This is a genomic window from Micromonospora sicca (assembly GCF_003172935.1).
Taxonomy (GTDB): domain Bacteria; phylum Actinomycetota; class Actinomycetes; order Mycobacteriales; family Micromonosporaceae; genus Micromonospora; species Micromonospora sicca.
This window is the reverse complement of record NZ_QGKS01000301.1, coordinates 15,985-27,517: the sequence shown is the minus strand read 5'-3', so window position 1 is coordinate 27,517 and position 11,533 is coordinate 15,985. Positions and strand designations below refer to the sequence as shown.

Annotated in this window: 9 protein-coding genes; 7 read left to right on the top strand and 2 right to left on the bottom strand. The window is 70.1% G+C overall.

Translation table 11 applies throughout. The features are described from left to right. Nucleotides 1–875 precede the first annotated feature (875 nt). Entirely contained in the window at nt 876–1,139 is a 264-nt protein-coding gene (locus DKT69_RS25240; protein ID WP_109803991.1) for an SCO4848 family membrane protein, read from the bottom strand. Between the two features lie 186 nt (nt 1,140–1,325). On the opposite strand from DKT69_RS25240, the gene DKT69_RS25235 reads away from it, so the two are divergent. The 4 genes from DKT69_RS25235 to argS all read left to right on the top strand — a co-directional run bounded on the left by DKT69_RS25235 (nt 1,326) and on the right by argS (nt 5,121). After that, nucleotides 1,326–1,760: a PRC-barrel domain-containing protein gene (locus tag DKT69_RS25235; protein WP_109803994.1), complete on the top strand. Its 435-nt coding sequence runs from the start codon at nt 1,326–1,328 to the stop codon at nt 1,758–1,760. Between the two features lie 41 nt (nt 1,761–1,801). Then, a complete protein-coding gene (locus DKT69_RS39140) occupies nt 1,802–1,969 on the top strand; it encodes a hypothetical protein (RefSeq protein ID WP_201749849.1) in 168 nt (55 codons plus the stop codon). Nucleotides 1,970–2,060: 91 nt separating this feature from the next. After that, nucleotides 2,061–3,119, top strand: a complete 1,059-nt coding sequence (trpS, locus tag DKT69_RS25230) for a tryptophan--tRNA ligase (RefSeq protein WP_109803990.1) — start codon at nt 2,061–2,063, stop codon at nt 3,117–3,119. A gap of 283 nt (nt 3,120–3,402) precedes the next feature. Further along, the gene (argS, locus tag DKT69_RS25225) at nt 3,403–5,121 is read left to right on the top strand and encodes an arginine--tRNA ligase (protein ID WP_109803989.1); all 1,719 of its coding nucleotides are present in this window, start codon (nt 3,403–3,405) and stop codon (nt 5,119–5,121) included. A 49-nt stretch (nt 5,122–5,170) separates the two neighbouring features. Here argS and DKT69_RS25220 read toward each other — a convergent pair whose 3' ends face one another. Further along, nucleotides 5,171–6,643: a M1 family metallopeptidase gene (locus DKT69_RS25220; protein ID WP_109803988.1), complete on the bottom strand. Its 1,473-nt coding sequence runs from the start codon at nt 6,641–6,643 to the stop codon at nt 5,171–5,173. Nucleotides 6,644–7,666: 1,023 nt separating this feature from the next. On the opposite strand from DKT69_RS25220, the gene DKT69_RS25215 reads away from it, so the two are divergent. The 3 genes from DKT69_RS25215 to DKT69_RS25205 all read left to right on the top strand — a co-directional run bounded on the left by DKT69_RS25215 (nt 7,667) and on the right by DKT69_RS25205 (nt 11,493). Continuing rightward, nucleotides 7,667–8,941 carry a lipopolysaccharide biosynthesis protein gene (locus DKT69_RS25215; RefSeq protein WP_236648297.1) on the top strand — a complete coding sequence of 425 codons (1,275 nt, stop codon included), beginning with the start codon at nt 7,667–7,669 and terminating at the stop codon, nt 8,939–8,941. A 6-nt stretch (nt 8,942–8,947) separates the two neighbouring features. After that, nucleotides 8,948–10,303 (top strand): glycosyltransferase, encoded by a 1,356-nt coding sequence (locus DKT69_RS25210; RefSeq protein WP_236648288.1) that lies wholly within the window; start codon nt 8,948–8,950, stop codon nt 10,301–10,303. Nucleotides 10,304–10,374: 71 nt separating this feature from the next. Continuing rightward, nucleotides 10,375–11,493: a glycosyltransferase family 4 protein gene (locus tag DKT69_RS25205; RefSeq protein ID WP_236648278.1), complete on the top strand. Its 1,119-nt coding sequence runs from the start codon at nt 10,375–10,377 to the stop codon at nt 11,491–11,493. The last annotated feature ends 40 nt before the right edge of the window (nt 11,494–11,533 follow it).

Sequence of the window (11,533 nt, the reverse complement as noted above, 5' to 3'; positions counted from 1 at the left end):
AAAGGAATCCCAACCAACAATCCCCCCAAAGGAGAACTGCCAGTCCGGGGTATAAATCAATTTGGCACTGGCTTATCAAGCACCCTGTTGAGTTCTCAAAGAACAACCACACACCATCCAGAAGCCCCACCCAGTAGGACCCCCATCCGGGGCATTTCGTCCGTCCGCACCCGCCGCTCTCGCGCCGGGCACTTTTACTACGTTACCTCGCCGTCTTCCGCGTGTCAACCGGTGTGTCCCGGTGTGTCACGCTTGGTACGGGTTGGCGCCGATGAGCACGCGCAGCAGCGAACCGCTGCGCCTGATCATCGGATTTGGCAGGACGGCCGCCGCGGTCACCCGCGAACTCGTCCGCTTCCCTGCCGATCGACAACCTTACCCGGTCGGTTCCGCCTCGCCAAATCCGCCTCTCGGCGAATCCGGGGCACCGCCCGGTCCCAGGTTCCTGATGAGTGTAACCATCCGCCCCTGGGGGTCATTCCCGCGCTCCGGCCTGTCAGGTCTTTCGCCTGTTTCGTCCGTTCCGCGCTGGCAGAGAGAAAGTTACGCGTCTGCGGGTTTGATCGTCAAATCCGTGGGTAGCGTCCCGCGTCACATCATCACCGCGAGACTATTTCCGCTGCTCAGCGGCGGTGTGGCCGGGTCGGTTCCCGGCGGCCGGGGGGTCGACGGACCCGCTGACAGGGGGTGCAACCCGCTGCCGGCGCTGTCTGTTCCCCTGCCGCTCCCGGCCACCACGTTCGGATCGGACCCGGGCCGCTCGGGCGCCGACCTGCTGCCCACGGTCGACGGCGAGGCGAGGCAGCTCGGCGTACGGCAAATGGCCCTGCTCTCCGGCGCAACGAGCGGTCGGCGCCCGGGAGGGGAAGTGGAGGTCAGGCGGACGGGCGGCCGGCGCGGCGGCGGGCCGCCCGCCACCCGCGGACACCGAGCACGCCGACCGTGGTGCCGATGGCCAGCGACGCGGCGATCAGCAGCGCGTGCACCCAGAGGAAGCTGGTGGCCGCGCCCTCGCCGACCGTGCCGGTGGACCAGGAACGCGGGTCGTTCCAGATGGCGACCGCGAACCTCGGCCAGATCACCCAGGTCCAGACCCCGACCCCGACCAGGAAGAGCGACCAGCCACGCGACAGCACCATGGCTGGCCAGTATGCCAGCGGGGCAGGTCAGCGGCCGACGGCGAGGGCGGGCCGGCGGGGCGTGGAGGTCAGAAGCAGCTGAGGTATCTCCTGACGGAGTGGGGGGCCCCGGGAAATGCCGGGGTGTTTCCGCCGGAGGTCGGCCGGGCAATTTTCCGGAGTCGCTACGACGTACCGGAGGTGGCCGTGCAGCCCTTCAATCCCTGGACCTGGCGGGACCCCTCGGCGCTGGCCGGCGGGTACGACGAGACCACCCCGTCCGACGTGCCGCGGCAGCGGCCGGCGGGTGGCGGCGGCCCGGACGCACCCGGACCGGGCACGCCGGTCGACCTCACCGGCTACCGGGTCGAGGCGACCGACGGCCGGATCGGCTCGGTCGACGAGGCGAGCGCGGACGCCCGGTACCTGGTGGTGGAGGCCGGTCCGTGGATCTTCGGGCGGAAGGTGCTGCTGCCGGTCGGGACCGTGGCCAGGGTCGACCACCTGGAGCGCACGGTGCACGTCGACCGCACCCGGGACCAGGTGCGGAACTCGCCCGCCTTCGACCCGGACGACTTCGACCGGCCGGCGTACCGGGACCAGGTGGGCAGCTACTACGAGGAGAGTTACCGCCACGGCTGACCCGGCTCCCGTCGGGACGCCCCGACGGCTACCGTGGAGCCATGGTCCGGCCGAGCACCAGCGCCCCGGAGACCGTCGACGGTCTCCCGGCGGTTGCCCCGCCGGTTCTCCCGCTCCGCGTCGACGACGGTCGGGAGCAGATCCTCGACGTACTCCGTGCCGGTGGGTTGCGGTTCCGCGCCGGCGGGCGATGGCGGTTCGCGCTCTGACGAGCCGACTCCACTGATCCGGGCACACCCCGGGTCTCTCCGCGCGCCCGCGCGTTCCTCACCCGATCCTCGGCACGAAAGGCGTACCACCATGTCCGCAGCACGGATGCTCACCGGCGACCGCCCGACCGGGCGGCTGCACCTCGGCCACTACGTCGGCAGCATCGCCAACCGGGTGCAGCTGCACCAGCGGTACGAGAGCTTCTTCATCATCGCCGACCTGCACATGCTCACCACGAAGAACACCCGCGAGCACATCGAGCAGGTCGCCCACAACGCCCGCGAGATGGTCACCGACATCCTCTCCGCCGGGGTCGACCCGGCCCGGGCCACCTTCTACCTCCAGTCGGCGATCCCGGAGGTCGGCGACCTGAACACCCTCTTCCAGAACCTGGTCACCGTGCCCCGGCTGGAGCGGGTCCCGTCGCTGAAGGAGATGGCCCGGGACGCCGGCAAGGAGGAGATGCCCTACGGGCTGCTCGGCTACCCCGTTCTCCAGGCCGCCGACATCCTCTGCGTGAAGGGGCAGGTCGTCCCGGTGGGCAGGGACAACGCGGCGCACGTCGAGGTGACCCGGGAGATCGCCCGCCGGTTCAACCACCTCTACGGCGACGTCTTCCCGGTGCCGGAGCTGGTCGCCTCCGACACGCCCGCCCTGGTCGGCACCGACGGCCAGGGGAAGATGAGCAAGAGCAAGGGGAACGCGATCGCGCTCTCCGACGACCCGGCGACCGTCCGCCGGAAGGTGATGGGGATGTACACCGACCCGAACCGGGTGCGCGCCGACGTGCCCGGGACGGTGGAGGGCAACCCGGTCTTCGCGTTCCACGACGTGTTCAACCCGGACCGGGCCCGGGTGGCCGAGCTCAAGGCGCGGTACCGGGCCGGTCGGGTGGGCGACGTCGAGGTCAAGGAGGAGCTGGCGGGCGCGCTCAACCGGTTCCTCGACCCGATCCGGGAACGCCGGGCCCGGTTCGAGGCGGAGCGCGGCCTGGTCGACCAGCTGATCTTCGAGGGCACCGAGCGGACCCGGGAGCAGGTCCGCCGGACCCTGGTGGAGGTCCGCCGGGCGATGGGTCTGACCAGCGCGTACAGCCAGGTGCGGCGGCGGGCCGAGCGGTACCGCAAGGCCGCCGCCACGCCGGCTTGACCTTCCGGGTACGCGGACAGCCGGCTCGGGTACCGCCTTGCGCCGTACCCGGGCCGGCCGGTTAGGCTGCTTCCATGGCCAGCTCCCGCACCCTCGCGCCGACGTCCTGCGACGTTTCGGTCGGTGCGGCGCGACGCCGGCGATCCTTCGACCGCCTGCGCTGAGCACGTCCTTCCTGCGACCGGCGGATCGAGCCGCCGGTCTTCGCCGATCGTCCTCGGTCCGCCCGCATCCCCCGTCCGGAGATCCGCGTGAGGCGGATCCGAGCGAGATCGGCGTACCCATGGATCTGGAGAAGTTGCTGACCGACCGGCTGGCGCCGGCGTTCACGGCGGTGGCCGGCGTACCGGTCGACCCGGTGGTGCGGCGCTCCCAGCGCGCGGACTTCCAGTCCGACGCGGCGCTGGCGCTGGCCCGGCGGCTCGGCCGGCCACCGCGGGCGATCGCCACGGAGGTCCTGGCACGCGCGGAGCTGGGTGACCTCTGCTCGGCGGCGGAGGTCTCCGGACCGGGCTTCATCAACCTGGCCGTCGCCGAGCGGACCCTCGGCGGGCTGGTCTCCGCGCTGGCCACCGACCCGCGGCTCGGCGTGCCGGCCAGCCCGGCCCCGGAGACGGTGGTGGTCGACTACTCGGCGCCGAACGTGGCGAAGGAGATGCACGTCGGGCACCTGCGATCGACAGTGATCGGCGACGCGGCGGCCCGGCTGCTGGAGTCGCTGGGGCACCGGGTGGTCCGGGCCAACCACCTGGGCGACTGGGGCACGCCGTTCGGCATGCTGATCGAGCACCTGGTCGACCTGGGCGAGGCCGAGGCGACGCACGAGCTGTCGATGGGCGACCTGGACTCGTTCTACAAGACCGCCCGGGCGAAGTTCGACGCCGACGAGGCGTTCCGGGAGCGGTCCCGGCTGCGGGTGGTGTCCTTGCAGGGCGGCGACGAGACGACGCTGCGGCTGTGGCGGCTCCTCGTCGAGCAGTCCGAACGCTACTTCCTGACCGTCTACGACCTGCTCGACGTGACCCTGACCGACCGCGACTTCCACGGCGAGAGCAGCTACAACGACCTGCTCGGCCCGGTGGTGGCGGAGCTGGACCGGCTCGGGCTGCTCCGGGAGAGCGACGGCGCCGCCTGCGTCTTCCCGCCCGGCTCGGTCGGCCGGGACGGGGAGCCGCTGCCGTTGATCGTCCGCAAGTCCGACGGCGGGTACGGCTACCCGGCCACCGACCTGGCGGCGATCCGGCACCGCACCGGCGAGCTGGGCGCGACCCGGCTGCTCTACGTGGTGGGCCTGCCGCAACGGCGGCACTTCGAGATGGTGTACGCGGTGGCGGAGCAGGCCGGCTGGCTGACCCCGCCGGCGCGGGCGGAGCACGTCGGGTTCGGCTCGATCCTGGGACCGGACGGGCGGATGCTGCGCAGCCGGGCCGGCGAGTCGGTGAAGCTGGTCGGCCTGCTGGAGGAGGCGGTGGCCCGGGCGACCGCGCTGACCCGGAGCCGGAACCCGGAGCTGGGCGACGCAGAGGCGGCCGAGGTGGGCCGGGCGGTCGGCATCGGCGCGATCAAGTACGCCGACCTCTCCAACGACCGGCAGCGGGACTACGTGCTGGACTGGGAGCGGATGCTGTCGCTGGACGGCAACACGGCGCCCTACCTGCAGTACGCGTACTCCCGGATCCGGTCGATCTTCCGCCGGGCCGGCGTGGCGGCCCGGCCGGACGCGAGCGTCTCGCTGGCCGAGCCGGCGGAGCGGGCGCTCGCCTTCGAGCTGGTCGGCTTCGGCGCGGTGGTCGCCCAGGTGGAGCGGAGCCTGGAGTTCCACCACCTGGCGGCCTACCTGCACCGGCTGGCCACCGCGTTCAGCGCGTTCTACGAGCGCTGCCCGGTGCTGCGGGCCGAGGAGCCGGTACGGGGGAGCCGGCTGGTGCTCTGCGACCTGACCGCCCGGGTGCTGCGGCAGGGCCTGCACCTGCTGGGCATCCGTACGCCCGAGCGGATGTGATCGGGCCGCGTCGGCGCCGGAACGGTGTCCGGCGCCGACGCGGCGGCGCTCACTTCACGGTGATGGACTTCGGGGTGGTCTTCGAGTCGAGCCAGGTGTTGATCAGCTTGGTGAAGTCGCGGCCGGTCTGCTTGTTGACGAACGCGATGAACGAGGCGCGGTCCTGGTGGGTGTTCTTCTGCTCCTGTACCCAGGCGGTGGCGAGCGCGAAGAACTTCTTGTCACCGATCTGGTTGTGGATCTCCCGGAGCATCGCCTCGGGGCAGAGGTAGACGTTGCCCTCGGCGAAGTTCTTCGGGTTGGGCTTGCCGGGCGGGCCCAGCTTCTTGCGCAGCGCGGCGTCGGCCTGGCGCGTGTACCGGTCCAGGCTGGCGTCGCTGAGGTTGAACGTGTCCTGGGTGTAGAGGTCCTGGGCGTACGTGGCGAAACCCTCGTTGAGCCACAGGTCGGTCCAGGTGGTCGGCGTGACGGAGTCGCCGAACCACTGGTGCGCGTACTCGTGCAGCAGGTCGACGCCCCAGCGGTCGCGGCGGGCCTTGGTGTTCTCGATCTTCCGGCCCATGGTGATCATCTGCTGGGTCTCCATGCCGGACGCCGAGTCCACCACCACGACTCCGCCGGTCGGGAACGGGTACGGCCCGAACCGCTTCTCCAGCCAGGCGATGTACTGCGGGGACTTCTTCAGATACGGCAGCAGCTTGTCGTCCGTGCCCTTGCGGTACCAGTAGGTCAGCGGAAGCCCGCGCGGTCCCTTGACGGTCAGCTTCTGGTACTTGCCGACCGCGAGGGTGGTGAGGTAGCTGGCCACCGGGTCGACGCTGCGGTACGTGAAGGTGGTGCCGGACTGGCTGGCGGGGGTGCCGCTGGCGATCGCCGACCAGCCCGCCGGCACGGTGACCTGGATGTCGTAGAGCGCCTCGTCGGACGGCTGGTCGTTCGCCGGATACCAGGTGAACGCCCCGAACGGCTCCTGCATGGTCCAGAGGCCGCCCTCCTTGGTGACGGTCAGCCCCAGGGCCTCCACATCCTTGCGGTGCGACGGCATCGGGGTGGTCTTCGGCTTGCCGTGGTACTTCACCACCAGGGTGACCGGCTTGTCGGCGGTGACCGGGGCGGCGACGGTCAGCTTCTCCTTCGCCACCGTGCCGGTCACCGTCGTCCCGTCCAGCGTCACCCCGTCCACCTGGTACGGCATGAAGTCGAGGACGAGGCTGGGCGCGTCCTTCGTGGGCCGGATGCGCAGGGTGGCGGTGCCGGCGAGGGTCTTCGTCGGCGGCGCCCAGTCGAGGACCAGGCCGTAGTGCAGGACGTCCAGCGCCGCGGTCCCGCGGGCCGGGTAGATCGGGTCGGCCACCGGGGTGGAACGCCCCGCCTGCCAGGGCGTGTAGTCGACCGCCGGCGCGGTAGGGCTCGGGCTGGTCGAGGGGGACGAGGAGGCGCCTGCCGGGGTCGTCGGGTCGGATGTACAGCCGGCGACGAGCAGCGGCGGTAGGAGCAGGGTCAGGAGTACGGGGTGACGCATCAGCGCACCGTACGGGAGTCGGCGTCGTCCGTGGGGGCGGCCCGCGAACCGTCAGCGCGTGCCCTCCAACTCGCCTTCCCGGTTCATACCCGGAGGAGGCTCACCTCGGTCGACCTTGCGGAAGCGGTCCAGGAAACTGCCCACGGATCCCCCCACTTCGACGCGTAGGCGTAGGGGTCAGCCGTGGGGGTCAAAACGATCAAGGGCCGGTCCCGTGACGGGAAACCGGCCCTTGACTTGCTGTGCGCCCGAAGGGACTCGAACCCCTAACCTTCTGATCCGTAGACAGATGATTGTCTATGCGATACGACGTCGACTCGAACACCCCATTTCGGTTCCACTCGGTCCGACTCCATCTCGGCGGATCCCAGCAGGTCCGGGCGATACATTATTAACAGCAATGGATTCAGATCGTCGTGGAAGAGGCTGAAGTTCGGCCGAGGGAGTGGCGCGTCCGCGCCGGTCCACCGACGTCCGATCACCATCCGAGCACCAAGGGATCCCCTGATGCGCCGATACCCAACACATCAGCAGCAGCCGCCGTCAACTACGCCCGATGCTTCTTGGAGCTTGCGGGCGCGCCTTGCGGGCCGGCAGGCCGATCGACAGGACATGCGGCCGCCTCCGTAGTGCACCTTGGCCGGCACTGCGAAGGGTTGCAGTCCGATATGCGTAACTTATGCCCTAGTGCTCCGTTGGGCCTCGTGTTGACTCGACGGGGTGGGGGCGAGACATGGATCAGACGCCGGGGGTGCGGCCCTACCCCCCGGTGCCCGCACGTACCGGAGCCCCCGGCGCCGGGCCCGTACCGGCCGCGGACGCGCCCCGGTGACCGCCGGTCGCACCTCCTCCCGGTCGGACCACCATCTGGCTGATCCGTTGGCGGGTAGGCTCGTAGAGAGCTCCGCGCCATCCGGGACGCCTCCGATCGGAATACACGAGCCCCAGAGCACCCGGCCCGGCTGGCGCGAACCGGTTGGGCTCGGCACCAGCCGACTCGCTCCCTGGATCGCCAGCGCAGTCGTGGCGCGGGCGGTCAGCGCCGTCGTGCCGTTGATGCTGGTACCGGTAACGCTGTCGTACCTCGGACCCGATCTCTACGGGCTGTGGATGGCCGTGATAGCCCTGACCGGCATGGCCGCCTTCGCCGACCTGGGACTGGGCAATGGCCTGCTCACCAGGCTGGCGCCTTGTCATGCCAGCGGCGACTCGCGCCTGGCCCGTCGTTACGTCTCCAGCGCGTACGCCATGGTGTCGGGGATCGCCGTGGCGGGTTGCGCGCTGCTGTGGCTCGTCTCCGACCTTGTCCAATGGCGGACCATATTCAATGCGCCAGATTCGGTGTCGCCCGCCGATGCCCGGGCGGTGACGCTGATAGGTCTGACTGCGTTCTTGCTGAACATGCCCTTGTCCCTGGTGAGCCGCGTCCAGTACGCGTACGGGATGGGGGCGAGGAGCAATATCTGGCAGGCGGCCGGGGTGGCCATGTCGTTACCGCTGGCATTCGGGGCAGTGCATGCCGGACTACCCGCCCGGGCGGTGGTCGCCGCCGCCGTCGCCGGCCCGGTGCTCACCAACATCGTCAACACCGGCTGGACCTTCGCCAGGGATCTGCCCGACCTCACGCCGAGGTGGGGTGCCCTCGATCCGCCCACCGGCCGGGAGCTGCTGCGGATCAGTGGCCTGTTTGGCGTCGTCACGATTCTGATGACGCTCGCCGACAACGCAGACAGTCTGATCATCGCGCACACGAGGGGGCTGGCTGACGTCACGGCGTACGCCGTCCCGGCCAAGCTGTTCACCCAGCTCGGCGTCGTCGTGGTGTTGGTCAACCAGCCGTTTTGGCCGGCGCACGGCGAGGCTCTCGCCGGCGGGCGGGTGGTTTGGGTGCGGCGTATCGCGCGCCGGATGACTGTGGTCTCCACGGCCGTCGTCCTGCTGCCGGCGGTGGTCCTGGTGGCCTGGGGTGAACAGCTCTTCGTCACCTGGCTGTCAGTGCCGTTCGGGGACCGTTGGCTCCTACTGGGCATGGCGGTGTGGTGGCTGACGCTGGCGGCCACGTCGCCGGTGTTCATGGTGCAGAACGCGGCCGGGGTGGTCCGTCCGCAGTTGGTCGGATACGCGGCCTACCTCGCGTTGTCCGTGGTTGGCAAGTGGTATGGGACGCGCTGGTTCGGCATCACGGCGGTGCCGTACGTCGCAACGGCCTGCTACGTGCTGACGGTCGTCCCGGCGGCGATCCATGGTTACCGCCGGGCGCTGGCACTCGGTGTGCGCCCGAGGACAGTCGAGAGGTGATGTGCGATGGAATCCCAACATGACGTTGTGCCCAGGGTGCTGGTGGTGGGGCACATGCCCTTTGACCGCTCCACCGGCACGACGATAACCCTGTCCAACCTCTTCCATGGCTGGCCGAAGGACCGACTCGCGCAGGTCTACACGGCCAGCACCGAGCCGTCGACGGAGGTATGCGAGAAACTCCTGCACTTCCCGCCGCGGGAGCACTACCTGCCGCCGCAGTATTACGCCCTGCGGATGCTCGGCTGGAACGGCAGCACACCGTTGCAGGGCATCCCGGCGATCGCCGCCGTCCGCGAGGCCGCCGACAGACGTCGCGCAGTCGCGGCCGTCTACGCGCACCTCGTCGCCCTGGCCGACCTCAGCCCGCTGCACGTCCCGCCTCGAGTGGTGCGCTGGTTGCGGGACTACCAACCCGACGTGGTCTACTCGATGCTCGGCAGCGTCCGGTTGACCAGGCTGGCCTTCCGTGCGGCCGAGGTCTGCGGGGTGCCACTCGTACCGCACTTCACCGACGACTGGCCGGCGACGCTGTACCCCCACGGTGAACTGGGCGGCATAGCCGAGAGGGCGTTGCGGTCGGCGGTCCGGAAGCTGATCAGACTCGCACCCGCCGGCATGGCGATCAGCGAGCCTATGGCCGAGGAGTACCAGCGGCGGTACGGCATTCCCTTCGAGATCTTCGCGAACTCGGTGGATGCTGACTTCTTCGCAACCCCGCAGCCGCAGCCAGTCGGCCGGGACCGTCCGGTGACGAACCTGGTCTACGTCGGGGCGCTTCACCTGGACCGCTGGCGGTCCTTGCTGAACATCGCGGCCAGCGCTGAGGCCATCAGCGCGGCTGCTAACCCGGTCCGGCTGACCATGCACTGCCCTGCCGAGGACGTCGAACGCTACCGGAGGGCCTTCGCCGGGCACCCACAGGTGCACTTTGGACGGTCGCTCGCCAGCCACGAGGTGTCCGATGCTCTGGCCGCTGCGGACATTCTGGTGCACGTCGAGAGCTTCGCGGAGGACACCCGCCGGTACACGCGCTACTCGGTTTCGACGAAGATTCCCCAGTACCTTGCCGCCGGCAGGCCGATCTTTGGTCACGGTCCGGCCGAGCTCGCCTCGATGGCGTACATCCGTTCGGCGCGAGCCGGGGTCGTTGTCGGTGTGCAGGACCCCGACCTGGTGACCGAGCAGCTGTGGAAGCTGTGCCTCGACACGTCCTCCTGGCATGAGTTCGGCCGTAACGGTCGGACTCACGCGGAGCGTCACCACCGCAGGGAACGAGTGGCGGCGCGCTTCGCGGACGTTCTTCGTAAGGCCGCGGAGCAGGGCGAACGGCGGCAGGTCGGCGCAGGGGGCTGGTCATGAGACGATCCGGGGAGTGGATAGCCTGCGTCGGCCCGTTCCTCTTCCCATGGGGGGAGCCGGGTTCTCGGCGAGTGTTCGGCCTCGTCGGATCCCTGGCGGCCGCCGGCCAGCACGTGGTGGTGGCCAGTGGTGATCCGGAGCCGCGGACTCCCACCGTACTGCCCGGGGTCGAGGGGCCGGGATCGGTGTCCCACGTCGGCCTCGGTGAGGCACCGGCGGCCGGAGCGGGTCTGATCGACGCGTCCGTACGGATGCTCATCACCTGGGGACGACGCACGGTGCGCTGGCTGGACGAGCAGCCGACAAGGCCGTCGCACGTGCTGGTCCATGGGGGGCAGGCGCAGTACGCCTTCCACCTGAGGCGATGGTGCGAGCGTCATCGGGTGCCGTTGGTGATCGATGTCGTGGACTGGTACAACGGGCGGTGCGTCCGGGGCGGGACCTTCGGCCCGCTGCACGTGAGCATGAAGCTGGCGCTGCAGTACCACTACCCACGGTGCGACGGGGTCGTCGCCATCAGCACGTGGCTTGCGACGTACTACGCGGCGCGGGTTGGCGCCGTGGTCCGGGTTCCTCCGACTCTGGACGTGCGGAACCTTCCCCTCACCGCGCCCGGGACACAGCGGGGGTCCGGCCTCACCCTCGTGTACGCGGGGAACCCGGGTAGGAACAACAAGGATCTGCTCGCCGACGTGGTCGCCGCGGTGGAGCGGGCGCACAGCGTCGAGGCGCCGGTCGAGCTGCGGGTTCTCGGTCCCTCGGTGGACGAGGTACGCGCCATGGTCGGCGGACGGCTGCCCGACAACGTACGGGCGATGGGGCGGTTGGCGCAGCGCGAGGTCCCACTCGCGCTGCAACGAGCCGACTTCAGCGTGCTGCTTCGTCGACCCGAGCGCGCTTCGAACGCGGGGTTCTCCACGAAGTTCTGTGAGAGTCTCGCCAACGGTGTGCCCGTGCTCGCCAACCTGACCAGCGACATGGGGCAGTACCTCCACCACCGCGTTGAAGGGCTGGTCTGTCCCGACGACTCGGTGGCAAGCCTGACGGAGGTGATCCGGCGGGCGGCTGGGCTCAGCGACGGTGAACGGGCTCTGATGCGCGTGGCGGCCCGGGAACGCGCGCTGAAGTCGTTCGACTATCGCGCCTACGCCGCCACCCTCGGCGCCTTCTTCGACGGCCTGCGTCGCTGAACGGCCGTCGGGCTCCGCTGGCGGGGGGGGGAGGCGTACC